This window comes from Streptomyces sp. XY006 (genome assembly GCF_002237655.1).
GTDB lineage: Bacteria > Actinomycetota > Actinomycetes > Streptomycetales > Streptomycetaceae > Streptomyces > Streptomyces levis.
The window spans coordinates 121,551-144,294 of sequence record NZ_NOKT01000014.1 but is presented as its reverse complement, the minus strand read 5'-3'; the positions used below and the strand labels follow the sequence as shown (position 1 = coordinate 144,294).

20 protein-coding genes and 1 pseudogene are annotated in these 22,744 nt (G+C 73.6%); 4 read left to right on the top strand and 17 right to left on the bottom strand.

Going from position 1 to position 22,744, the window contains the following annotated elements:
- Positions 1-118 precede the first annotated feature (118 nt).
- From CHR28_RS18210 to CHR28_RS18195, 4 genes are all read right to left on the bottom strand, one after another.
- Positions 119-826, bottom strand: a complete 708-nt coding sequence (locus tag CHR28_RS18210) for a Crp/Fnr family transcriptional regulator (protein WP_256984293.1) — start codon at positions 824-826, stop codon at positions 119-121.
- 276 nt (positions 827-1,102) lie between these two features.
- Positions 1,103-1,513, bottom strand: coding sequence for a hypothetical protein (locus tag CHR28_RS18205; protein WP_094054702.1), 411 nt, complete (start codon positions 1,511-1,513; stop codon positions 1,103-1,105).
- A 64-nt stretch (positions 1,514-1,577) separates the two neighbouring features.
- Positions 1,578-2,282 carry a TIGR03943 family putative permease subunit gene (locus CHR28_RS18200; RefSeq protein WP_094054701.1) on the bottom strand — a complete coding sequence of 235 codons (705 nt, stop codon included), beginning with the start codon at positions 2,280-2,282 and terminating at the stop codon, positions 1,578-1,580.
- Complete coding sequence (locus CHR28_RS18195; protein ID WP_094054759.1) at positions 2,279-3,295, bottom strand: permease; 1,017 nt, start codon at positions 3,293-3,295, stop codon at positions 2,279-2,281. The genes CHR28_RS18200 and CHR28_RS18195 overlap by 4 nt, the downstream gene beginning before the upstream one ends.
- Positions 3,296-3,476: 181 nt before the next feature.
- Between CHR28_RS18195 and CHR28_RS18190 the strand changes: the two genes are divergently transcribed.
- Positions 3,477-5,372: a potassium channel family protein gene (locus CHR28_RS18190; RefSeq protein ID WP_094054700.1), complete on the top strand. Its 1,896-nt coding sequence runs from the start codon at positions 3,477-3,479 to the stop codon at positions 5,370-5,372.
- A gap of 337 nt (positions 5,373-5,709) precedes the next feature.
- Here the strand turns inward: CHR28_RS18190 and CHR28_RS18185 are convergent, their stop codons facing one another.
- Positions 5,710-7,578 carry a S9 family peptidase gene (locus CHR28_RS18185; protein ID WP_094054699.1) on the bottom strand — a complete coding sequence of 623 codons (1,869 nt, stop codon included), beginning with the start codon at positions 7,576-7,578 and terminating at the stop codon, positions 5,710-5,712.
- Positions 7,579-7,712: 134 nt separating this feature from the next.
- Between CHR28_RS18185 and CHR28_RS18180 the strand changes: the two genes are divergently transcribed.
- Complete coding sequence (locus CHR28_RS18180) at positions 7,713-8,507, top strand: SURF1 family protein (RefSeq protein ID WP_094054698.1); 795 nt, start codon at positions 7,713-7,715, stop codon at positions 8,505-8,507.
- Positions 8,508-8,555: 48 nt separating this feature from the next.
- On the opposite strand, the gene CHR28_RS18175 is transcribed toward CHR28_RS18180, so the two are convergent.
- The 5 genes from CHR28_RS18175 to CHR28_RS18155 form a co-directional block, all read right to left on the bottom strand.
- On the bottom strand, positions 8,556-9,596 hold the full coding sequence (locus tag CHR28_RS18175) for a hypothetical protein (RefSeq protein ID WP_094054697.1): 1,041 nt from the start codon (positions 9,594-9,596) through the stop codon (positions 8,556-8,558).
- Positions 9,597-9,712: 116 nt separating this feature from the next.
- Entirely contained in the window at positions 9,713-10,288 is a 576-nt protein-coding gene (locus CHR28_RS18170) for a SigE family RNA polymerase sigma factor (RefSeq protein ID WP_094054696.1), read from the bottom strand.
- A gap of 519 nt (positions 10,289-10,807) precedes the next feature.
- Complete coding sequence (locus CHR28_RS18165) at positions 10,808-11,884, bottom strand: aspartate-semialdehyde dehydrogenase (protein ID WP_094054695.1); 1,077 nt, start codon at positions 11,882-11,884, stop codon at positions 10,808-10,810.
- Positions 11,884-13,161: an aspartate kinase gene (locus CHR28_RS18160; RefSeq protein ID WP_094054694.1), complete on the bottom strand. Its 1,278-nt coding sequence runs from the start codon at positions 13,159-13,161 to the stop codon at positions 11,884-11,886. Before CHR28_RS18160 ends, CHR28_RS18165 begins: the two co-directional genes overlap by 1 nt.
- 208 nt (positions 13,162-13,369) lie before the next feature.
- Positions 13,370-13,861 carry a hypothetical protein gene (locus CHR28_RS18155; protein WP_094054693.1) on the bottom strand — a complete coding sequence of 164 codons (492 nt, stop codon included), beginning with the start codon at positions 13,859-13,861 and terminating at the stop codon, positions 13,370-13,372.
- Positions 13,862-13,941: 80 nt separating this feature from the next.
- Here CHR28_RS18155 and CHR28_RS18150 point away from each other — a divergent pair, with 80 nt between their 5' ends.
- Positions 13,942-14,778: a PhzF family phenazine biosynthesis protein gene (locus tag CHR28_RS18150; protein ID WP_094054692.1), complete on the top strand. Its 837-nt coding sequence runs from the start codon at positions 13,942-13,944 to the stop codon at positions 14,776-14,778.
- Positions 14,779-14,782: 4 nt separating this feature from the next.
- Here CHR28_RS18150 and CHR28_RS18145 read toward each other — a convergent pair whose 3' ends face one another.
- The 3 genes from CHR28_RS18145 to CHR28_RS18135 all read right to left on the bottom strand — a co-directional run bounded on the left by CHR28_RS18145 (position 14,783) and on the right by CHR28_RS18135 (position 16,467).
- Positions 14,783-15,442 carry a DUF5063 domain-containing protein gene (locus tag CHR28_RS18145; RefSeq protein WP_094054691.1) on the bottom strand — a complete coding sequence of 220 codons (660 nt, stop codon included), beginning with the start codon at positions 15,440-15,442 and terminating at the stop codon, positions 14,783-14,785.
- Positions 15,435-16,034 carry a recombination mediator RecR gene (gene recR / locus CHR28_RS18140; protein WP_003991835.1) on the bottom strand — a complete coding sequence of 200 codons (600 nt, stop codon included), beginning with the start codon at positions 16,032-16,034 and terminating at the stop codon, positions 15,435-15,437. Before recR ends, CHR28_RS18145 begins: the two co-directional genes overlap by 8 nt.
- 94 nt (positions 16,035-16,128) lie before the next feature.
- Positions 16,129-16,467: a YbaB/EbfC family nucleoid-associated protein gene (locus CHR28_RS18135; RefSeq protein WP_094054690.1), complete on the bottom strand. Its 339-nt coding sequence runs from the start codon at positions 16,465-16,467 to the stop codon at positions 16,129-16,131.
- A gap of 322 nt (positions 16,468-16,789) precedes the next feature.
- On the opposite strand from CHR28_RS18135, the gene CHR28_RS18130 reads away from it, so the two are divergent.
- The gene (locus CHR28_RS18130; protein WP_094054689.1) at positions 16,790-17,545 is read left to right on the top strand and encodes an SLATT domain-containing protein; all 756 of its coding nucleotides are present in this window, start codon (positions 16,790-16,792) and stop codon (positions 17,543-17,545) included.
- A gap of 28 nt (positions 17,546-17,573) precedes the next feature.
- Here the strand turns inward: CHR28_RS18130 and CHR28_RS18125 are convergent, their stop codons facing one another.
- The 4 genes and pseudogenes from CHR28_RS18125 to CHR28_RS18115 all read right to left on the bottom strand — a co-directional run bounded on the left by CHR28_RS18125 (position 17,574) and on the right by CHR28_RS18115 (position 22,743).
- Positions 17,574-18,974, bottom strand: coding sequence for a M28 family metallopeptidase (locus tag CHR28_RS18125; protein WP_094054688.1), 1,401 nt, complete (start codon positions 18,972-18,974; stop codon positions 17,574-17,576).
- A gap of 60 nt (positions 18,975-19,034) precedes the next feature.
- A complete protein-coding gene (locus CHR28_RS38800) occupies positions 19,035-19,787 on the bottom strand; it encodes a hypothetical protein (RefSeq protein ID WP_306437570.1) in 753 nt (250 codons plus the stop codon).
- A gap of 642 nt (positions 19,788-20,429) precedes the next feature.
- A pseudogene (locus CHR28_RS38795) lies at positions 20,430-21,833 on the bottom strand (serine/threonine-protein kinase); the annotation flags it as partial.
- Positions 21,834-22,293: 460 nt separating this feature from the next.
- Positions 22,294-22,743: a glycine-rich domain-containing protein gene (locus CHR28_RS18115; protein WP_094054686.1), complete on the bottom strand. Its 450-nt coding sequence runs from the start codon at positions 22,741-22,743 to the stop codon at positions 22,294-22,296.
- Between the last annotated feature and the right edge of the window lies 1 nt (position 22,744).

Genomic DNA, 22,744 nt, shown 5'->3' with positions numbered 1-22,744 from the left:
GGACGGAAACCGGACCACTCAACCACCCGATCATTCCTCTCTGGACGTGCCGTGAGCGGACACCGCTCACGAAGTGCTGCCCGAGAGGCTAGGAGAGGGGGCGATAAGCGACCCCGTACTAATACGGGTTGTCGGCCACTACTTTGGCGAATTCCAGCAGTTTCGGAACGTCACAGATGGTTATGCTTCTGTAACTGCGTTCCACCAGTCCCCTGGATGCCAGTGCGCGCAGGCTCTTTTCGGCCGTGTTGAGGGCGAGTCCGGCCAGCGAGGCCAGTTCCTTCTGGGTGAGCGTCACCCCGAGGTCGCACCGCTTGCCGTCGCCGTCGGGCGCCGGCTGGGCGTAGGCCTGGCAGAGCTCGGCGAGGACCCGGGCCAGCCGGGTCATCGAGTCGTAGGCCTGGAAGTCGACGCGGCGGCGGTTCGCCCATCGCAGGCGGGCGCAGAGCATGTGGAGGATGGCCCGCATGGCGTCCGGGTGGCGCGTGAGGAAGGACTCCAGCGCGCGCATCTGGATGATGCGGGCGGTGACGTCGCTGCACGCGATGACCGTGCCGGACCTGGGCCGTTCCTCGAACGCGGCCATCTCCCCGACCAGATCGCCCGCTATGCGGACGGCGAGCAGCATGTCGTAGCCGCTCTCCGCGCTGGCGACGACCTTCACGACGCCGCTCGTGATCAGCAGGATGTGGCGGCTGTCGTCGCCCTGCTGGAGCAGCGCCCGATGGGGTGGGTAGGCGATCGGGGTGCCCTGGCTCAGGAGTTCCTGGCGTGTGGCGTTCCGCAACCGGCCGAGAAAGGTGGACGGCGGCCACGCGTGATTCACCAGCACCTCCGACGGTCGCACGTGCGCGGCGCATCGCGCCGTTCAAGCCTGACCATGCTGCCGTCGAGCCGTGCCTCGGCAAACGGACCGGAAGAGATGTGTCCTGATTTCTCGCCTGCGAGCCGGAATTGACCGAACGGACGTTCCCAGGAGCGCCGGGATTCGGAATACCGGCGAGTAATTCAGGAAACGGATGGCGCGCCTTTTCCAGGCCGCTACGGACCGGCCGGTACGGACCGCAGGTACGAACGTCCGGTACGGACCGCCGGTACGGACCTAAGTCAGCGAGCCCGTCAGCGTTCCCGCCAGGGTCAGGAGCAGGAACAGCGTGCCCCAGGCCATGGCGTGGCGGATGCGGCGGTGTTTGACCGTGGTCGTACGGGCCAGGAGCGGGCGGGGTGTGCCGGGGCGTGAAGTCGGCTGGAGGCGGGTGGCCAGGCTGAGCAGGAACAGCGCGGGGGCGCAGGCCGCGCAGCCCGTCCACAGCAGGAGTTGGGGGATCGCGGCGTACTGGCCGGGGGTGAGGACGCCCGCGGTGATCGCGGTGAGGAGGGCGGTCAGGGCCGCGCCCAGGGTGGCCAGGGTCAGGCCGGCCCGGCGGTCGGCCCGCGCCAGTTCCTCGCGGACCGCCTCGGGCGGGAACGGCCGGTCGAGTTCCGCCGTGCGCTCGCCGTGGAGTGTGGTCATGCGTACCCCTCGCTGATCAGCGGTGTCCTTCGGGTACCCCGAATCGGCGGCGTCACGCGGCGGTTCAGGTGTTCCACGTCTCGTCGTAGGGGTCGTGGGGCGGCGGGACCGGGCGGGAGGCGGTGACCTCGAGGTACGGGACGGGGCCGTTGTTGACCGGGTCCCGGGTGCGGCGCGGGGTGTAGCGGCCGGTGATCTCCAGCCAGGTGTCGGGGCGCAGGACCGGCGGGACGTCACCGGTGAGGGCGATCTTGACCGGCTGGGCGTCCGCGGCGCAGCAGTTGAGGCCCATGCGGACCAGGTAGGGGGTGCCGTCGCGGTCCAGGGTGACGAAGCCCGTGATCCTCAGGTCGCGGTCGCGCAGGGAGCGGCCCTTGTCGTAGATCGCGCGGCCCGCGTAGTCGGCGACGGCCAGACGGAGGGGGCCGTCGCCGGCCGGGAGGGCCGGGAAGCCGAACGGTTTCGTCAGGGCCGTGCCCGTGTGGGACGCGCTGTAGGAGCCGAGGGCCGGCGGGGCGACCAGGATCAGGGCGAGGACCGGGAGGGTGAGCAGCCAGGACACGCGCGGCTCGTGGTGGTGGCCGCCGGCCGGGGCACGGCGGTCGTAGTACAGGGTCGCCGCCGCCGTCGCGATCAGGACCGCGCCCGCCAGGAGGACCAGGGGGCGCAGGCCCTCCTTGACGTAGCGCAGGTACAGATCGGTGGTGCCGGCGTGCAGCAGGGTGGCGCCGAGCAGGAACAGCAGGGCCGACTGGGCGAGGCGGTTCACAGCAGGACCGTTCCGGTGAGGGCCGAGACGACCACGGCCAGGGCGAGGGTGGCGGGGGCGAAGCGCAGGGCGAAGGCGCGGCCGAAGGTGCCCGCCTGCATCGCGAAGAGCTTGAGGTCGACCATCGGGCCGACGACCAGGAACGTCAGACGGGCCGTCAGGGAGAACTGGGTGAGGGAGGCCGCCACGAACGCGTCCGCCTCCGAGCAGATCGACAGCAGCACGGCCAGGACGGCGAGGGCCAGCACCGACAGGACGGGATGGCCCGCGGCGAGGACCAGCCACTGGGCCGGCACGACCGCCTTGAGGGTCGCCGCCGCCATCGCGCCGATGACGAGGAAGCCGCCCGCGTGCGTCACGTCGTGGCGGACCGAGCCCCAGAAGGCCGCGCCTTTCCCCTGGCCGTCGTAGGGGGTCCGGGCCGGGGTGCGCAGCCAGTCGGTGCGGCCGAGACGGTGCCAGAGCCAGCCCATGGCGCAGGCCACCAGCAGGCTCGCGACGAAACGGGCCAGCACCATCTCGGGGTCGCCCGGGAACGCCACGGCCGTCGCCGTCAGCACGATCGGGTTGATGGCCGGTGCCGACAGGAGGAACGCCAGGGCCGCCGCCGGGGTGACGCCCCGGCGCACCAGCGCCCCGGCCACCGGCACCGACGCGCACTCGCAGCCGGGCAGCACCGCGCCCGCCGCGCCCGCGACCGGCACCGCCAGGGCCGGGCGCCGCGGCAGGGCCCGGGCGAAGAACGACGGCGGCACGAACACCGCGATCGCCGCCGAGAGCAGGACGCCCAGCACCAGGAAGGGCAGCGCCTGGACCAGCACCGCGACGAACACGGTCATCCAGCTCTGCATCACCGGTGCGGACAGGGCGCCGCGGATCGGGTCCTGGAACATCACCGCCGTGAGCAGCAGGAGGGTCAGCACGAGCGGGGAGTTGAGGTGGCCGGCCTCCTTCTCGTCCCCGGCCGTGGCCGTGCTGTCGGGGTCGGTGGGGGCGGTCTTCGTGGTGGCCACGGGCCCGGTACCTCCGGTGGTGCGCGAGGGCATGTCCCTCCCCTCCCCTTGCTTACGGCCGGGGCGGCCCCGCCGTTCACACGGCACCGGCCCCTTCTGGAACCAGGGGTCCCGGTGGGGCAGTCTTCTCCCCGTGGGGAGCGTTCCGAACCAAGGGCAGCCAGGTCATCCGGCCACGCACATGATCGTGTGCGGCGACGACGGACTCGCGCACCGACTGGCCGCCGAACTGCGCGGTGTCTACGGCGAACAGGTCACGCTCGTCGTACCGCCCTCGGGGCGCCGGGTGCGGCAGCCGGTGGTCGGACGGGCCCGGGCCGCGTCCGCCGCGCTGCTCGACCGGTTCGTGAGCGCGACCGCCGGCCGCACCGGCACGGCCGGCCCCGAACCCGCCCCCGCCGAACAGGTCGTGGAGGCCGCCGAGATCACCGAGGCCGTGCTCGGCGAGGCGGGCGCCGACCGGGCGGCCGCACTGGCGCTGGTGTACGACGACGACGAGACCAACATCCGCGCCGCGCTCACCGCCCGCCGGCTCAACCCCCGCCTGCGGCTCGTCCTGCGCCTGTACAACCGCCGGCTGGGCCAGCACATCGAGGAACTGCTGGACCAGACGGCCGCCGTGGCCTCCGGATCCGGGCCGGGGTCCGCGGGACTCGACGCGTCGACGACCGTGCTGTCCGACGCGGACACGGCCGCGCCCGCCCTGGCGGCCACCGCCCTCGTCGGCACCAGCAAGGTCGTCCAGACGGAGGGCCTGGTATTGCGGGCCGTGGAGCGGCAGCCACCGCGGCCGGGCGAGGTGGCCGACCCGGGGCTGTGCACGCTGGCGTTGCTGTCCGCGACGAGCAGCGACCCGGCCGGGGCGGACGGTTCCGAGGGCAGCGGGGAGCACGGGCCGCGGCTGCTGCCGGACGAGGCGGCGGTGGCGTCGGCGACCGGGCGCGGGACCGTGGTCCTGGAGCAGGTCTCGTACTCCGGGCCGTCCCTGCCCTCGGGGCGCGGTGGTGTGCCGCCGTTCGCCTCGCTGTTCTCGCGCCGGCTGCGGTGGTCGCTGGCCGGGCTGGTGGGGTGTGTGCTCGCACTCGCCGTCGCGCTGATGGTCGTGACCGGGGAACATCCGCTGTACGCGACGTACGTGACGCTGCTCGATCTGTTCGGCATCAACGATCCCGCGTACCACGCCTCGACCGGGCGGCAGGTTCTCCAACTGCTGTCCGGGCTGGTCGGGTTGCTGCTGCTGCCGGTGCTGCTGGCCGCGGTGCTGGAGGCGCTGGGGACGTTCCGCAGTGCGTCGGCGCTGCGGAAGCCGCCGCGGGGGCTCGGTGGGCACGTGGTGCTGCTCGGGCTCGGGAAGATCGGGACGCGGGTGCTGGCGCGGCTGCGGGAGCTGCACATTCCGGTGGTGTGCGTGGAGGCCGACCCGGAGGCGCGGGGGCTCGCCACGGCACGGCGGCTGCGGGTGCCGGTGGTGCTCGGGGACGTCACGCAGGAGGGTGTGCTGGAGGCGGCGAAGATCCACCGGGCGTCCGCGCTGCTGGCGCTCACCAGCGCGGACACGACGAACCTGGAGGCGTCGCTGTACGCCCGGTCCGTGCGGCCCGATCTGCGGGTGGTGCTGCGGCTGTACGACGACGACTTCGCGACCGCCGTGTACCGCACGCTGCGGGCCGCGCATCCGTCGGCCCTGACCCGGAGCCGGAGTGTGTCGCATCTGGCCGCGCCCGCGTTCGCCGGGGCGATGATGGGGCGGCAGATCCTCGGGGCGATTCCGGTGGAGCGGCGGGTGTTGCTGTTCGCGGAGCTGGAGGTGGGCGGGCATCCGCAGCTGGAGGGGCGCACGGTCGGGGAGGCGTTCCGGGCCGGGGCGTGGCGGGTGCTGGCGCTCAACACGGCGCCGTCCGGGGGGCGGCGGGACGGGGATACCGCGGGTGAGGAGCGGGTGGGGGCGTCGGGGCTGGTGTGGGATCTGCCTCCTACGTACGTGCTGGGGGCCGGGGACCGGGTGGTGCTGGCGGCGACGCGGCGGGGGTTGGCGGAGCTGCTGGGCCGCAGGCGGCGGGAACGGACCGGGGCGTGACGCCGGGGGGTGTGACGCCGGGCGGTGTCTCTCACGGCTCGGCGTGACAGGGCGCGCGGGGTCGGTGCCCGGGCCGGGGCGTCGCGCAACCCGGCGCAGCGGGGCACCGCCCGCGCCCACCCGTGCCGCCCCAGCGGCACGACTGCCCGCGGGTAACACGGGTGGTGAAGCGCCCCCAGGGGCGCGGGGAACTGCGCGACCAGCCACACAACACCCGCAGCCGCCACACCCCCCGGCCCCCCGAGCTCCTGGGCGCCCGAGCCCGAGCCCCCCAGAGCTCCTGGGCGCCCGAGCCCAAGCGGCCCCCGAGCTACTCCGCGCCCGAAACCCCTCCGAACTACTCGGCGCCCGAAACACCCTTCAGGTGCCGCTCCGCGAACTCCAGTTCCAGACGTACCTGCTTGATGCGTTCGTCCACCACCAGCGACCCGTGCCCCGCGTCGTACCGGTACACCTCATGGACCGCACCCCGCGCCTCCAGCCGCTTGACGTAGTTCTCGATCTGGCGGATCGGGCAGCGCGGGTCGTTGACCCCGGCCGAGATGTACACCGGCGCCTTGACCTGGTCGACATACGTCAGCGGGGACGAGGCCTCGAAGCGCTCGGGCACCTCCTCCGGCGTGCCGCCGAGCAGCGTGCGGTCCATCGCCTTCAGCGCCTCCATCTCGTCGTGGTACGCCGTGACGTAGTCCGCGACCGGCACCGCCGCGATGCCCACGGCCCACGCGTCGGGCTGGACGCCGAGGCCGAGGAGGGTGAGGTAGCCGCCCCAGGACCCGCCGGTCAGGACGAGCCGCTCGGGGTCGGCGAGGCCCGAGGCGACGGCCCACTCACGGACCGCGGCGATGTCCTCCAGCTCGATGAGGCCCACGCGGTGCTTCAGGGCGTCCGTCCAGGCACGGCCGTACCCCGTGGAGCCGCGGTAGTTGACACGGATCACCGCATAGCCGTGATCGACCCAGGCCGCCGGGCCGGCCGCGAAGGAGTCGCTGTCGTGCCAGGTCGGGCCGCCGTGGATGTCGAAGACCGTGGGGAGCGGACCGGTGGCGCCCCGCGGCTTCTGCACGAGGGCGTGGATGCGGCCGCCCGGCCCCTCCACCCACACGTCCTCCACCGGCACCGAGCCGGGCGACTTCAGGCCGGGCGGGTCGAGGACGACACCGCCCGCCGTGGAGCGCACCGCCGACGGCTCGGCCGCCGAGGACCACAGGTACTCCACGCTGCCGTCGGGCCGGGCCGTGGCGCCGGAGACCGTGCCGGGCGGGGTCGGGATCTCGGCCAGGGCGCGGCTCGCCAGGTCGTAGCGGAACAGCTCGCTGCGGGCCTCGAAGCTGTGCGCGATGAGCAGGCCCGTGCCGTCCGGGTACCACTCGGCACTGACGTCGCCGGGCAGCTCCAGCGCCAGGTCCGTCTGCTCGCCGGTGGCCACGTCCCACACCAGGGGCTCCCAGCGGCCGCGGCGCTGGTGGCCGATGAGCAGGCGCGTGTCGCCGTCGACGGGAGCGAAGCCGAGGACCTCCAGGCCCAGCTCGCGGGTGCCGCCCTCGGTGTCGTCCAGATCGGCCACCGCCGTGCCGTCCGGGCGCAGGACGCGCAGCGCCGAGTGCATCGCGTCGCCGTGCTCGGTGTGCTCGATGGCGATGAGCGAACCGTCGTGGGAGAGGTCGCCGACGCCGGCCGACTCACGGTGCCGGTAGATCTCCACCGGGGCCTCGCCGGTGCGGACGAGGTGGATCGTCGTGCCGTCCTCGTCCGTGGAGCGGCCCACCACCGCCGTGCGGCCGTCGCGGCCGAGGGCCAGGCCCGCCGGGTAGGAGGCCGCAAGCCCTTCGGCGGCCGGCTCGTCCGCGCCGCCCTCGAAGGGCTGGCGGCGCCACACGCCGAACTCGTCGCCGTCCTTGTCGTCGAACCACCAGATCCACGCGCCGTCCGGTGACAGCACACCGTCCGTCGTGCCGTTGGGCCGGTCCGTCACCTGGCGCTGCTCGCCCGTGGACCGGTCCCAGGCGTACAGCTCGTACGTCCCCGTCGCGTTCGACACGAACAGGGAGCGGTCCGGCGCGTCCTCCGCCCAGTCGGGCAGGGACACCCGGGGCGCCCGAAAGCGCTTTTCCCAGTCGGGCATCCGCTCCTGCTGTCCCGCCCGTGCCACATGCTCCTGCTGGTCCCGCTCATCCCGTGCGCCGGGCCCGTTGCTCTCAGTCATGGCCCCATACTGCCCGCCTTCGGGGCCTTTTCGCTGGCCAGGTCCCCAGCCTGTGGACAACCTCCACCGGTCCCCCGCCGGTCGTCGCCCACCCCGCGGGCCGGACCGGGCCGACAGCCCCGTACCGTGGGGGTGTGTACCGGTTTCTGCTGACGCCCCGCTGGTGGGGGATCAACATCTTCGTACTGCTGTCGATCCCTTTCTGCGTCTTCATGGGGTCCTGGCAGCTGGGCCGGTTCGAGGACCGCGTGCAGGACCATCGCACGGCGACCGAGCAGGTCTCCGACGCCGCGCGCGAGGCGCCGCGGCCGCTGGCGGAGATGCTGCCGGTGACCAAGGCGACCTCCGGCAAGCAGGTCACCGCGACCGGGCGCTACGGAAAGCAGTTGCTGGTGCCGGGCCGGGAGCTCGACGGCAGCGAGGGCTTCTACGTGCTCACGCTGCTGCGCACCGACTCGGGCGAGGCGCTGCCGGTGGTGCGCGGATGGCTGCCCGGGACCGCCGACCCGGCCAAGGCGCCGGCCGCTCCGCGGGGCGAGGTCACGGTGACCGGGGCGCTGCAGGCGTCGGAGACGCCGGGCGACAACGGGGTCAGCGCGCAGGGCGGGTTGCCGGCCGGGCAGACCGGGGCGATCAGCGCGGCGTCGCTGGTGAACCTGGTGCCGTACGACGTGTACGACGCGTGGGTCACGCTGGCGCGGGGCGACGCGGGGATGAAGGCCGTGCCGGCGGCGGCGCCGCCGGACACGGGGCTGGACCTGAAGGCGTTCCAGAACCTCGGTTACACCGCCGAGTGGTTCGCCTTCGTGGGCTTCGTGATCTTCATGTGGTTCCGGTTGCTGCGCCGCGAGGTGGAATTCGCCCGGGACGCGGCCCTGGGCCTGGTCCCGGACGAGGAACCGGTCGCCGTGGAGGCCTCCGCGAAGTAGCGGCCGCCCGCACCGGGCCCGGGGCGAACCGAACCGGCGCGGGAGCGGCTACGCCCCCGTCAGCATCCCCGTCCAGTACACCGTCCCCGCGCAGGCGTTGGAGACGACGACCGAGGACGCGCCCGAGCCCGTGCCGGGGGTGTAGGTCACGGCGACGCTGCCGTCGACCGTGCCGTCCTCCCGGGCCAGTTGCGGGGCCGTGCCCGTGTCGCCGCCGGTGGAGGTGCCGGCCGTAGTCGACGGGTCCTCCGAGGGCGTCGGGTCGGGGGTGGGGTCGGGGCCGCCGACGCTGCCGCCGGCCGGCTGGCAGGTCTCCGAGGGCACCCAGGCGAACCTGACGTCGTAGCCGAGGCCCGGCTGGAGCACCAGCTCGGCGGCCTCCAGGGACGGGTCGGGCAGCAGGCCCGCCGCCGCGTCCCCGGCCGTGTGCCGGGCCGAGCCGACCTTGCTGATGTCGGCCGCGCCCTGCGCCAGCGCGCTCACGGAGCCCGGGGCGGTGACCGTGCAGGCGGCGCCCGAGACGTTCGTGACGCGGAAGGAGCCGGAGACGGCGCCGGTGGAGTCGGGGGCGTTGCTGCTCCCGGACGCCGGGCCGAGCTGGGCCGCGGTGCAGGCGGGGATGCCGGCGGTGGTGGTGGAGGAGGGGCCGGTGCCCTGGGACGCGCCGGTGCCGGAGCCGGAGCCGCCCTGGCCCTTCTCCTTCTCCTTCTTGTCGTCCTTCTCCTTGCCCTCGGACTTGCCCGAGGAGCCGCCCGCGGTGCTCTCGCCGCCGTCCGGGCCCTTGCCCTCGCTCGCGCCGCCCTGGGTCTGCGAGGCGTGCCCGGCGACCGACGGGTTGGCGTCGGAGCCGGTGACGTTGGAGACGTGGACGAGGGCGGGAATGGCGGTGCCGATGAAGAGCGCGGCGGCGGCCATGCCCACGACGGCCTGCCGCTTGCGGGTGCGCCGCTGGGGCACCGCCTTGCGCAGGTACTCCAGCGTGCCGTCGCGCGGCTCCACCTCCTGCACCGCCTGGTGCAGCATCGTGCGCAGGTCCAGCTCGTCCGAGTCGAGCCCCAGGGGGCCCTGGTCGTCGGGGCCGTGGTTCACAGTTCCGTTCCCAGCGTGCGATTGCTTCGGATCTTGCCCGTGCAGCCTGGTCGGCTCGTGCCACTCGAAGGGCTCGTGCCGGTCGCGCCCGTCACGGCGCGCGCCGTCCGATGCGCTCATACCGGGGCCTCCATGGCCACCCTGAGCGCCGCGATCCCGCGCGAGCCGTACGCCTTGACCGAGCCCAGCGATATGCCGAGGGTCTCGGCGACCTGCGCCTCGGTCATGTCCGCGAAGTAGCGCAGCACCAGCACCTCGCGCTGGCGGCGCTGCAGGCCCTTCATCGCCTTGATGAGGGAGTCGCGCTCCAGCTGGTCGTAGGCGCCTTCCTCGGCGCTGGCCATGTCGGGCATGGGCTTCGACAGCAGCTTCAGGCCGAGGATGCGGCGGCGCAGCGCCGAGCGCGAGAGGTTGACGACCGTCTGGCGCAGGTACGCCAGGGTCTTCTCGGGGTCGCGGACCCGCTTGCGCGCGGAGTGGACACGGATGAAGGCCTCCTGGACGACGTCCTCGCAGGAGGCCGTGTCGTCGAGGAGGAGGGCGGCGAGACCCAGCAGCGAGCGGTAGTGCGCCCGGTAGGTCTCGGTGAGGTGGTCGACGGTCGTACCGGCCGCGACACCGTCCTCGGCGCCGTCACGCTGGTTCGGGATGCGGGCCGGCCGCGCTGCGGGCACGGGCGCGATCACCGGCATGCCACCGGGCGTACCGGGCATGCGGGGTCGGAGAGCCGCCGGACGGGGCGGTCGAAGGACCGTGCCGCGTGCCGCGCTGAAGTCGAGTACCTCTGCCACGCCTGTTGGACACGCTGACCCCGGTGAGGGTTGTACGTGCCGGGCATCACTTTCGCGCCGACCGTCGCCGTCGGCGGTCTACCCGCGTCAGGCAGCACAACCGATGGTGCATTCCATGCCCTCATGCGTCCCGCTCTTCCCCTATGTCCAGATGTGAACGGACGTCCCCACGTCCGGTTCCAGGCGTCCCCACGCCCGATGAAGCGCTCCCACGGCCGAAGAGGCGACCGCAAAGACGCTCCCCGCCCTCCGCGCGGTTGCGGAGAGCGGGGAGATAAATCCTCTGCTGCCGACGGGCTCGGGACAAGTGGTCTGGATCATCGACCAGCTCACATGTCGTCCACAGATCCTACAAACCGCCTCTGACATCGGCCCGGGCTTTTGCCGCGGGGTGGATCCCCGCGGCCCGGGCGCGTCCGGTCAGGGAAGTTCGGCCGCCACCAGCTCGGCGATCTGGGCGGTGTTGAGCGCGGAGCCCTTGCGCAGGTTGTCCCCGCACACGAAGAGTTCCAGCGCGGTCGGATCGTCCAGGGCCCGCCGCACCCGCCCGACCCAGGTCGGGTCGGTGCCGACGACGTCGGCGGGGGTCGGGAACTCCCCGGCGGCCGGGTTGTCGAACAGCACGACACCGGGCGCCGTGGCGAGGATCTCGCGGGCCTTGTCGACGGTGACCTCGCCCTCGAAGCGGGCGTGCACGGTCAGGGAGTGCGTGGTGATCACCGGGACGCGCACGCACGTGACGGCGACGGGCAGCTCAGGCAGTCCGAGGATCTTGCGGGACTCGTCCCGCACCTTCAGCTCCTCCGAGGACCAGCCGTCGTCCCGGGGCTCACCGGCCCACGGCACGACGTTCAGCGCGACCGGCTCCGGGAACGGCCCGGTGCGGTCGCCCACGGCCCGCCGTACGTCACCGGGGCTGGTGCCCAGCTCGGTCCCGGCGACCAGGGACAGCTGCCGGCGCAGGGTCGCCACGCCCTCGCGCCCCGCGCCGCTGACGGCCTGGTACGAGGAGGCGACCAGCTCGCGCAGCCCGAACTCGGCGTGCAGCGCGCCCAGCGCCACGATCATGGAGAGGGTCGTGCAGCTGGGGTTGGCGATGATGCCGCGCGGGCGCATCCGCACCGCGTGCGGATTGACCTCGGGCACGACGAGGGGCACGTCCGGGTCCATCCGGAACGTGCCCGAGTTGTCGACCACCACCGCGCCCTTGGCGGCGGCCAGCGGCGCCCACCGCCCGGCGATCTCGTCGGGGACGTCGAACAGGGCGACGTCGGCCCCGTCGAAGACCTCCTCGGTGAGCGCGACGACCTCGGTCTCCTCACCGCGCACGGCCAGCTTGCGGCCGGCCGAGCGCGGGGAGGCGACGAGTCGGATCTCGCCCCAGATGTCCGCCCGCTGGGAGAGGATCTGGAGGAGGACCGTGCCGACGGCTCCGGTCGCTCCCACCACGGCGAGCGTGGGCCGGCCCGATCGGCCGGTCTGCCCGGATCCGGCCATCAGCGGCCGGTGCCTCCGTAGACGACGGCCTCGTCGCTGTCGGAGTCCAGCCCGAACGCGGAGTGCACGGCACGGACGGCCTCGGGCACGTCGTCGGCGCGCGTGACGACCGAGATGCGGATCTCGGAAGTCGAGATCAGCTCGATGTTCACGCCCGCGTCGGACAGGGCCGTGAAGAAGTCGGCCGTGACGCCCGGGTTGGTCTTCATACCGGCGCCGACGAGGGAGATCTTGCCGATCTGGTCGTCGTAGCGCAGGGAGTCGAAGCCGATGCCGGCCTTGTTCTTCTCCAGCGCGTCGATGGCCTTGCGGCCCTCGGTCTTCGGCAGCGTGAAGGAGATGTCCGTCAGGCCCGTGGAGGCGGCGGACACGTTCTGCACGACCATGTCGATGTTGATCTCGGCGTCGGCGATCGTGCGGAAGATCGAGGCCGCCTCGCCCGGCTTGTCCGGCACGCCGACGACCGTGACCTTGGCCTCGGAGGTGTCGTGCGCGACACCGGAGATGAGAGCCTGCTCCACCTGCTTGTCCCCTTGATTGATCGGCTCGCTGCTGACCCACGTGCCCTGCAGTCCGCTGAAGCTGGACCGGACGTGGATCGGGATGTTGTACCGGCGGGCGTACTCCACGCAGCGGTGGAGCAGCACCTTGGACCCGGACGCCGCCAGTTCGAGCATGTCCTCGAAGGAGATCCAGTCGATCTTCCGGGCCTTCTTCACCACACGCGGGTCGGCGGTGAACACGCCGTCGACGTCGGTGTAGATCTCGCACACGTCGGCGTCGAGGGCGGCGGCGAGGGCCACCGCGGTGGTGTCCGAGCCGCCGCGGCCGAGGGTGGTGATGTCCTTGGTGTCCTGGCTGACGCCCTGGAAACCGGCGACGATCGCGATGTTGCCCTCGTCCACCGAGGTCTTGATGCGACCCGGCGTGACGTCGATGATCCGGGCTTTGTTGTGGACCGAGTCGGTGATGACACCTGCCTGGCTGCCGGTGAACGACTGGGCCTCGTGGCCCAGCTTTTTGATCGCCATGGCCAGCAGGGCCATGGAGATCCGCTCTCCGGCGGTCAGCAGCATGTCGAGCTCGCGCCCGGCAGGCATCGGGGAAACCTGCTCGGCGAGATCGATCAGCTCGTCCGTCGTGTCGCCCATCGCGGAAACGACGGCAACCACCTGGTTGCCGCTCTGCTTCGCTTCCACGATCCGCTTGGCGACGCGCTTGATGCCCTCGGCATCGGCTACGGAGGAGCCTCCGTACTTCTGCACGACAAGGCCCACGTGCGCTCCTCGCTCAATCCGTCTCTATCCGCTCATACGCATTCGTACCGCGGTCGGCTCAGTCTAACGAGCGTCCGAAAAACCCCTCCGCGATATCGCATCGTGAGATCCGGCGCCCGTCCAGAGGGGCTCATGCCCATCTGGGCACGGGCCACGCGAGAAAGTGCCCGGCGTCACAAGCACCCCGCGGCGCGTGGCGCCGGCTCACTCAGGGTGAGGTCCCGTCGCCGCCGGTGCCGGGATCGTCGCCGGTGGAGGCGGAGCCGATGTCACCGCCCGCGGCGATCGCACGCTCACCGGAGGCGGTCACGGTCCGCGGGGCCGGCGGGCCGGACGAGGGCGGGACCGCCGGGCCGGACGAAGGCGGGGACGGCGGGGTTGCGGAAGGCGGGGTCGCGGGAGGCGGGGTCGCGGGAGGCGGGGTGCGCGGGCCGTCGCCCGTCGAGGCCGTGCCGATGTTCCCGCCGGCGGCGACCGACCGGGCGCCGCCCGCGCTGACCGACGTCCCGCCGGGCGCGCCCTTCGTCCCCCCGTACAGCACCAGCGCCAGTCCGATCAGCGCGGCGGCACCGCCGGCCACACTGGCCCAGGGGTCGGCCGCCTCGACGTCCAGCACCGCCCCCACGAGCAGCCCCAGGGCCCCGGCCACACACAGCCCGATCCCCGTCCACGTCAACGCCTTCGCCCGCCCCGTCGTCATACGGCCATCATCGCGCCCCGGCGGCCGCGGCGCGGGAAAACCGGGCGCGGACTCGGTGGACGCCCGTTACCTTCGGCGCCATGGAGATACTGCGCTACGTGGCGTTCAGCACGGATCCCGAGGGCGGCAATCCCGCGGGGGTGGTGCTCGACGCGGACGGTGCCGACGACGCGGCGATGCTGGCGGCGGCGGCCGAAGTGGGCTACTCGGAGACGGCGTTCGTCACGCAGGCCCGCGACGGCTCCCTGGCCGTCCGGTACTTCAGCCCCCTCGCCGAGGTGCCGTTCTGCGGCCACGCGACGGTCGCGACGGCCGTGGCCCACGCCGAGCGGCACGGCACCGGACGCCTGCTGCTGCGCACGGCGGCGGGCCCGGTCCCCGTCACGACCGAGCGGGCGGCCGACGGCACGCTCGTGGCGACCCTGGTGAGCGTGGCGCCGCGCACCGCGCCGATCGGCGAGGCGGAACTGGCCGAACTCCTGGCGATCCTGGGCTGGTCCACGGCCGACCTCGACCCGGACCTGCCGCCGCGCGCGGCCTTCGGCGGGGCCTGGCACCCGGTCCTCGCCACCACGAGCCGCGACCGGCTGGCCGACCTGGACTACGACATGCCCGCGCTGGCCGCCCTCATGGCCCGCGAAGGCTGGACCACGATCGATCTGATCCGGCGGGAGTCCCCCACCGTCTTCCACGCCCGCAACCCGTTCCCGCCCGGCGGTGTGGTCGAGGACCCGGCGACGGGGGCGGCGGCCGCCGCGCTCGGCGGCTACCTCAGGGAGCTCGGACTCGTCACGCCGCCAGCGACCCTGACGATCCATCAGGGCGTCGCCATGGGACGGCCGAGCGTGATCACGGTGTCCGTGCCGGAGGGCGCGGACACCGGAATCGCCGTCACGGGTACGGCCGTTCGGATCTGACCGGCTACTTGGCCGGGTCCAGTCCCAGCGGGCCCGCGATCTCCTCCGCCATGACCCGGCCCGCCTCGAACTCCAGCGTGTCGTCGCCCATGCCCTGGTCCGTGTCCAGCCCGTCGAGCTCGGCGAGGGGCTGGTTGAGACGGACGTGGGCGAGGACCGACTGCAGGGCCCGGAGGGTGGCCGACGCGGTGGAGCCCCAGTTGGAGAAGTACGAGAACTGCCACCACCACAGGGCCTCGGTGGTGCGGCCCGCGCGGTAGTGGGCCATGCCGTGGCGCAGGTCCGTGATGACGTCCGTGAGGTCGTCGGAGATCCGGGCCGGCACGGGGGCCTTGCGGGGCTCGTAGGGGTCGAACACCTCGGAGTAGACGTCGATCGGGTCCAGCAGCCGGGCCAGGTTCTCGCGGAGTTCGTCGACGTCCGCGTCCGGGCCCGTGTCCGGCTCGTAGCGCTCGTCGGGGACGATGTCCTCGTGCGCGCCGAGCCGGCCGCCGGCCAGCAGCAGCTGGGAGACCTCCAGCAGGAGGAACGGCACGGCGGATTCCGGTTCGTCGCCCTTGGCGACCTCCGTGACGGCGACCAGGAAGCTCTCGACCTGGTCCGCGATCTGGACCGCGAAGTCGTCCGGGTTCTGGTCGGTCGCGTGCAGCGTGGCGTCAGACATCTAGGAGTCGTCTCCCCTCGAAGGCGCGGCCGAGCGTGACCTCGTCCGCGTATTCCAGGTCGCCGCCCACCGGGAGGCCGCTGGCCAGGCGGGTGACCTTCAGGCCCATGGGTTTGATCATGCGGGCGAGGTACGTCGCCGTCGCCTCGCCCTCCAGATTCGGGTCCGTGGCGAGGATGAGCTCCGTGACGGTGCCGTCGGCGAGCCGGGCCAGCAGCTCCCTGATGCGCAGGTCGTCCGGGCCCACCCCGTCGATGGGGCTGATCGCGCCGCCCAGGACGTGGTACCGCCCCCGGAACTCACGCGTGCGCTCGATCGCCACGACGTCCTTGGGCTCCTCGACCACGCAGATGACGGCCGGGTCGCGGCGGGTGTCGCGGCAGATGTTGCACAGCTCCTCCTGCGCGACGTTGCCGCAGGTCGCGCAGAAGCGGACCTTCGCCTTGACCTCCATCAGGGCCTGCGCGAGACGCCGTACGTCCGTCGGCTCGGCCTGGAGGATGTGGAAGGCGATCCGCTGGGCGCTCTTGGGACCGACGCCGGGCAGCCGCCCCAGCTCGTCGATCAGGTCCTGGACCACGCCTTCGTACAACGGACTGCCCTTTCTGGGTCTTCGAGGCCGGTACGCGACCTCCCGTACGTACCGTAGTTGTCAGCCGCCTGTCCGAGGAAGGCGGTACGCGGGGTCAGAACGGCAGGCCGGGGATGCCGCCGCCCAGGCCCTGCGCGAGCGGGCCCAGCTTCTGCTGCTGGAGCGCCTGGGCGTTCTCGTTGGCCGCCTGCACGGCCGCCACGACCAGGTCGGCGAGGGTCTCGGTGTCCTCCGGGTCCACCGCCTTCGGGTCGATCTTCAGGGCGCGCAGCTCGCCGGAGCCGGTGACGGTGGCCTTCACCAGACCGCCGCCCGCCTGCCCGTCGACCTCCGTCTGCGCCAGTTCCTCCTGCGCCCGCGCCAGGTCCTGTTGCATCTTCTGGGCCTGCTGAAGCAACTGCTGCATGTTGGGCTGGCCACCACCGGGGATCACGATCAGCTCCTTGCTCGGTACGGGTTTTCCCGTTCGGCACGAGCCTACGTGGTCGGGCCTGCCGTCGCCCCAGCACTCTTTCGAGTGACTCCCCCTCGCGCCCCATAACCGATCAAGGAATACTTCCGGGCGGAAAAGCGGCGAAAGCCACGCCTTCGCCACCCATAGGGGGGTAGGAAGGGTCCGGCGCGTTCCGGACGCGGACCTCACGTGTCGTGCGTGTCAGGTGTGTCACGTGGGTCGGTCGTCGGGTCGGTGGGTCGCGCAGCGTGATCGATGAGCGCACGGTGCGTGGTCGTTCGTGGTCAGTAGGGAGTGCCGGGTGGGTCAGCCGGAGATGCAGCCCGAGGGGCCGCCTCAGGACGGGCGGGGCGAGCAGGCGGCCCGGCCGCGGCCGGGCGATCTGACCGGGCGGCCCCTTCCGCTCGGTGACTGGGGCGAGCCGGCGGCCCGGCTGGACGAGCTGTACCGGTGGGTGGAGCGCGGGGCGCTGCACACGGCGGCCTGGTACCTGGCGGACCGGGTGTGGAAGCGGCGGTGCGCGCGGGGGCTGCGCTGCGGGGCCGCGGCGGGGGCGGTGACCGGGGTGGCGCTGCCCCTGCTGGACCTGACCGGGGTGGCGGGCGGGATCGCGCCCTGGGGGTGTCTGGCGCTGCTGCTGGCGGTGGCGTGCGTGGCGGTCGACCGGTGCTTCGGGCTGACGTCCGGGTGGATGCGGGACGTGGCGACCGCGCAGGCCGTGCAGCGGCGGTTGCAGGCCCTGCAGTTCGACTGGGCGGCCGAGAGCGTGCGGGAGGTGCTGGGTCCGACGGAGGGCACGGCCGGGGAGGCGGCCGAGCGGTGCCTGGGGGTGCTGCGGAGGTTCTCCGAGGACGTCACCGAGCTGGTGCGCGTGGAGACGGCCGACTGGATGGGGGAGTTCCGCGGCGGGTGCGCGCCGGTGGGGGTGCAGGCGGTGGTGTTCCCGGGCGGGGGCCGGCCGGCGGACGCGGGCGGCGTGAACGGCAGGTTCGCCGTGCCGCCGCACGGCGGGGCCCGGCCGAACATGCCCCGGCAACGGCCGCCGGAGCCCCGGTGAGGGCCCGGGCGGCCGGGACGTGGTTGCGTCACGCCGGGTCGGGGAAGGCGACCGGGCTGCGCAGGCCCGAGGTGCCGACCGCACGCACCCCGAAGAACACGTTGTCCTTGGACAGGTCCATCTCGTGGCTCGTCACGTCGCCCACCGGGACGACATGGGTCCACTCCGGCGACGTGGTCTCCCGCCAGACCACCTCGTAACCCGCGAGACCGGGTTCGGGTCCCCGGGTCCACACCAGTTCCGTCGCGTTCGTGAGGGTGGAGGTGAGGATCCTCGCGCCGCGCGGGGTGCCCGGGGCCTGGGCGAGGGTCCACAGCGTCGCCGCGTTGACCCGGGCCACGCGTGCCGTGAAGTCCGGGTCGCAGAACTGGGGCAGATCGCCGTACTGCTTGCCCGTCTCGTCCACGCGCACGTCCTGGTGCTGGTGGGCGAAGTCCTCGGCCGGTTCGGTGAAGCGGGCCGCCGGGTAGCCGCGTTCGAGGAACGGGATGTGGTCGCCGCCCCTGCGGTAGCGGTCGCGGCGGTGGATCACGCGGACGCGCATGCCGGTCGCGTCGTTGTCGGCCACGTCACGGACGAACCGGGCCAGTTGGCGCGTCGCGGAGTCGTTCTCGCCGCCGACCGAGCGGCGCACCGCGGCCTGCTCGGGGGTCTCCGAGGACGGCACGCCCTCGGCGAACAGCCGGATCGTGTACGGGTCCCGTGTGCCGTCGTCCGCCGTGGAGCTGCCGACGATGTCGTTGGTGAACATGCCCTGGACGTCCGCCCCTGCCGCCTTCAGCCGCTGCGCCAGGTGGGCCGAGCCGTACAGGCCCTGCTCCTCCCCCGCCACCGCCGCGAACACGATCGTCGAGGCCGGGCGGCGGCGGGCCAGCACCCGGGCCAGTTCCAGGACGACGGCCACGCCCGAGGCGTCGTCGTCCGCGCCGGGCGCGTCGGACGTGGCGTCCATGACGTCGGTGACGCGGGAGTCGTAGTGCCCGGCGACGACGTAGACCCGGTCGGGCGTGACCGAGCCGCGCAGGGTGGCGACGACGTTGGTGATGCGGGTGGCGGTGGGGATGCGCGGGGCCGGTTCCTGGACGTACGACTGCGGTTCGGCGGTCATCCGGCCGCCGGACGCGGCGGCGTACGAGCGGAGTTCGGACAGCAGCCAGTCGCGGGCCGCGCCGATGCCGCGCACCGGGTCGTCCTGCGAGGAGAGGGTGTGGCGGGTGCCGAAGGAGACCAGCTTGTGGATGGTCGCCTCGATGCGGCGCGGGTCGATCTCCCGTAACAGGGCGCGCAGTTCGCGGCCGGGGCGCTGGGCGGTCGCGGGAGGGCGGCCGGTGCCGGGGCGGGGTGCGGCCTCGGCCGGGCCGGTCACCGCCGCTCCCGCCGTCGCGGTCGCCGCCGTCGCGGTCAGGACCGTTCTCCTGCTGGGGCGCATGTGTCCTCCCGGGGCTGGGGGTGCCGGCCCGTCAAGGATGCGCCGCGGTGCGGGAGTTCGTCACTGCCTCGTGTACGTCAGCCGTTCCCCGGTGCTGGTGTTGGTGCGCTGGAGCGTGCCGTCCGGGAGGACGGTGATCTCGGTGGCCGCGCCCGGGGTGCAGGCGGTGCGCGGCTGCCCGACGGTCACGGTGGACGGGCCGATCTTCAGCGGGCCGTCGGCGCCGGGGGCGGTGGTCAGTTCGCCCTCGAAGACGCAGTGGTAGGTGCCGCCGTCCTTGGTCGGGCCGTCCGCCACGAGGGACAGGACCGTGTCGCCCGGCTCGCCCTGCTGGAGGGTGAGCCGGCGGCTGTGCTGTCCGTCGGCGTTGTCGATGGTCGTGCTCCAGGTGCCGAGGTACGCCGCCGGGACGGCCCCGTCCGAGGGGGAAGGGGACGGTGGGGGCGAAGGGTCCTGGGAGGTCGTCGGGGAGACGTCGGTGCTCACGGTCGGCGTCGGGGTGGGCGTGGCGTCCCCGTCGCCCCGGTCGGCGCCGCCCTGCATCAGCGCGTACACGGTCCCGCCCGCCGCCAGCGCGACGACCAGGGCGATCACGACGAGCAGCGCGGTGGACCGGCCGTCACGCCGGTGCGGCTCCTGCCCGGGGCCGTACGGCGGGGTCGGGCCGAGGCCGCCGTAGCCGGGGTACGGCGCACCGCCCGGAGGGCCGGGCTGGGGGTGCTGCTGCGGGTAGCCGTAGGCCGGATACGGCGGCGGGGGCGTCTGGGCCTGCGGCGGGACGCCCGGGCCGGGGGACGCGGCCGGCGGCGGCACGGGGGCGGCCCGGCCCTGGCCCGCGACCAGGGTGGGCAGATGACTGAGAGGCGTCCCGGCCCCCGGCGGAGCGGGCGGAGGCGGCCCGGGGACAGCACCAGGCCCCGACGCGTCGGCGACGGGCGCATGCTCAGGCGTGGCACCGGGCCCACTGCCTCCGCCGGCAACAGCCCCGAAGCCTCCACCGGAAACGGGGCCGGGCCCGGAACCGCCGTGGCCGCCGGGACCGACAGCTCCGCCGGGACCGCCAGGTCCCCCGGGACCGCCGTGACCCGCAGGACCGCCAGGACCGCCAGGACCACCAGGACCACCGTGGCCAACAGGACCGCCGGGAGCGCCGTGGGCGGCAGGACCGGTAGGTCCGCCGGGACCGCCGTGGGCGGCAGGACCGCTAGGTTCGCCCGGAGCGCCATGGCCAGCGGGAGCGCCGTGGCCGGCCGGACCGACAAGTCCGCCGGGACCACCGTGGCCCGCAGGACCCGCAGGACCGGCAGGTCCGCCGGGACCACCGTGGCCCGCAGGACCCGCAGGACCGGCAGGTCCGCCGGGGCCGCCGTGGGCGGCAGGACCGCTAGGTTCGCCCGGAGCGCCATGGCCAGCGGGAGCGCCGTGGCCGGCCGGACCGACAAGTCCGCCGGGACCACCGTGGCCCGCAGGACCCGCAGGACCCGCAGGACCCGCAGGACCGGCAGGACCCGCAGGTCCCCCGGGACCGCCAGGACCGCCGTGGCCCGCAGGACCTCCAGGCCCCCCGACGCCGGCGGGAGTCGAGGGGGTCGCGGCGTTGGGGGCGGGGCGGTTCGGTGGGCTCGGGGTCGGGGCTGTCGTCTGGTCGGGTGCGGGGCCCTGGGCGGGGATCGGCGGGGGGACTGGCCCGGCGGCGGGCGGGGCGGCGGGGCGAGGAGAGCCGGCGGGGGCGGAAACGGGGCCCGGCTGAGCGGCTGCACCGGAGCGTGGCCGGCCGGCCGCGTCGGCGCCGCTGCCGAGGCCGGGGTCCCGGTGGCTCGCGCCATGGGGGCCGGGGCCCCCGCCCGGGCCACGGCGGCCCGGGTCCGCGGACCCCTCACCGTCACGCCCGGACCACACCCCGTCCCCCGGGCCCGCCCCGGCCAGATCCGGGGCGCCCTCCGGGTTTTCCGCGTCGAGCAGGCGGACCGCGTGTCGGCCCAGTTGGGCCACCAGGGCGCTCGGGAGCCACGGGTCGAGGGCGCGGCCGTCGGAGACGGTGTCGTCCGCGCCCGTGCGCCGCAGGACGTGGTCGAGGGTCGGCCGGGCGGCGGGGTCCTTGCGCAGGCAGTCGCGGACCAGGTCGGCGATGCCCTCCGGCACGCCCTCCAGATCCGGTTCCTCCTGGGCGATGCGGAACATCAGGGCGTGCACACCGCTGTTGGCGGTGCCGAACGGCAGTTTGCCGGTGGCGGCGTAGGCGAGGACCGAGCCGAGGCAGAAGACGTCGCACGCCGGGGTGATGCGGTCGCCCCGCACCTGCTCGGGCGCCATGAACCCGGGCGATCCGACGAGCGCACCGGTGCGCGTGAGCCCACCGTCGGTCACCGTCTCCAGGGCGCGTGCGATACCGAAGTCGATGACGCGCGGCCCGTCGATGGTGACGAGCACGTTGGACGGCTTGAGGTCGCGGTGGACGATGCCGGCCGCGTGGATGTCCTTGAGCGCGTGCGCGAGCCCGGCCGCGAGGATGCGGACCGTCCGCTCCGGCAGCGCCCCGTGGTCGTGCCCGACGACCTGCTGCAGGCTCGGCCCGGCGACGTACCCGGTGGCGACCCAGGGCACGGGGGCCTCGGTGTCCGCGTCCAGCACCGGCGCGGTCCAGTACCCGCCGACCCGGCGCGCGGCCCGCACCTCCTGCCGGAACCGCTCCCGGAACTCCTCCTGCGCCGCCAGTTCCTCGCGGACCAGCTTCACGGCGACGGTACGGCCCCGCTCCGAGCGGGCCAGGTACACGTGTCCCATGCCGCCCGCCCCGAGCCGCGCCAGCAGCCGATAGGCGCCGATGCCCTGCGGATCCCCCGGCCCCAACGTCTCCATCGCGCAGCCGCCTTCCCCCCAAAACGCGAGCAACTGACCGAGGACTCTACCGGCCGTCCAGAGGCGAGAAGCAGCAGTTCTCACCGTCCATCCAGTCCAGGCCGGAGACTTCAGGTCCACCCCGTGGCGCGTCATCCGCGAGACGCGTGTGCCGACCGGTGGTCCGCCGTCAACTTCTCGCCGCCGCGTACCTACCGCGAGCACTGCGGCTGGTGCGTGAGGAACTGCCCACCTCAGTCACCCACGGCAACGGCCCCCGGGAGTTCCGGGGGCCGTTCCCTGTGCTGTCCCGTCTCGCGAGGGCTACTGCCGGTCAGACTTCGGCGGGATGACGAACCCCCGCACGGGCCTGGGCTGCGGGTCACGGGATTCCGGCTGCTGCGCACGCTTCCACGCTGCGACCATCTCCGCGTACCGCGCGTCGATCCATTCGGACACGGTGCCTCCCTTCACGGGCAGGCTATGCCACGCCGGGCTTCGGCTTCGGCGTGACGACGATGGTGCACTCGGGGGCGTGCTGGCACTTGGCCGCGACCGACGTCAGGGTCTCGTCGGACGGCGGCCCCCACAGTTCCGCGTCCGCCTCCCACCCCAGCGCGGCGATCTTCTCGCGGGTCCGGTCCAGGATCGGTGGATCGTAGTTCGTGGGGTCGTAGCCCGGGAAGTGGTGCACGAAGCCGCCGAGGGCCTCGCACAGCTCGGCGTACGTCGCGGTGTGCAGGATGAGGGCGTGCCAGCCCTCGTCCACGATGCGCGACGGGGCCAGGCCCACGCCGGGGTTCTTCGCGCAGGCCGCGACGAACTTCAGCGCCTCGTCGACGATCCGGCCGGCCATCTCCTCGGACATGTCCGGGTTGGCGTCCATGACCGTGCCGCGGACGCCGGCGAACCGCTCGTCGGTGATGAGCATG

What these genes read in the sequence shown, in the direction of transcription:
- CHR28_RS18155 (WP_094054693.1), bottom strand. Translation starts at nt 13,861, where the DNA reads ATGACGACGGGGCGGGCGAAGGCGTTGACGTGGACGGGGATCGGGCTG.
- CHR28_RS18170 (WP_094054696.1), bottom strand. Translation starts at nt 10,288, where the DNA reads ATGCCGGTGATCGCGCCCGTGCCCGCAGCGCGGCCGGCCCGCATCCCG.
- CHR28_RS18205 (WP_094054702.1), bottom strand. Translation starts at nt 1,513, where the DNA reads ATGACCACACTCCACGGCGAGCGCACGGCGGAACTCGACCGGCCGTTC.
- CHR28_RS18185 (WP_094054699.1), bottom strand. Translation starts at nt 7,578, where the DNA reads ATGACTGAGAGCAACGGGCCCGGCGCACGGGATGAGCGGGACCAGCAG.
- CHR28_RS18190 (WP_094054700.1), top strand. Translation starts at nt 3,477, where the DNA reads ATGATCGTGTGCGGCGACGACGGACTCGCGCACCGACTGGCCGCCGAA.
- CHR28_RS18165 (WP_094054695.1), bottom strand. Translation starts at nt 11,884, where the DNA reads ATGGCCGGATCCGGGCAGACCGGCCGATCGGGCCGGCCCACGCTCGCC.
- CHR28_RS18150 (WP_094054692.1), top strand. Translation starts at nt 13,942, where the DNA reads ATGGAGATACTGCGCTACGTGGCGTTCAGCACGGATCCCGAGGGCGGC.
- CHR28_RS18125 (WP_094054688.1), bottom strand. Translation starts at nt 18,974, where the DNA reads ATGCGCCCCAGCAGGAGAACGGTCCTGACCGCGACGGCGGCGACCGCG.
- CHR28_RS18115 (WP_094054686.1), bottom strand. Translation starts at nt 22,743, where the DNA reads ATGCTCATCACCGACGAGCGGTTCGCCGGCGTCCGCGGCACGGTCATG.
- CHR28_RS18145 (WP_094054691.1), bottom strand. Translation starts at nt 15,442, where the DNA reads ATGTCTGACGCCACGCTGCACGCGACCGACCAGAACCCGGACGACTTC.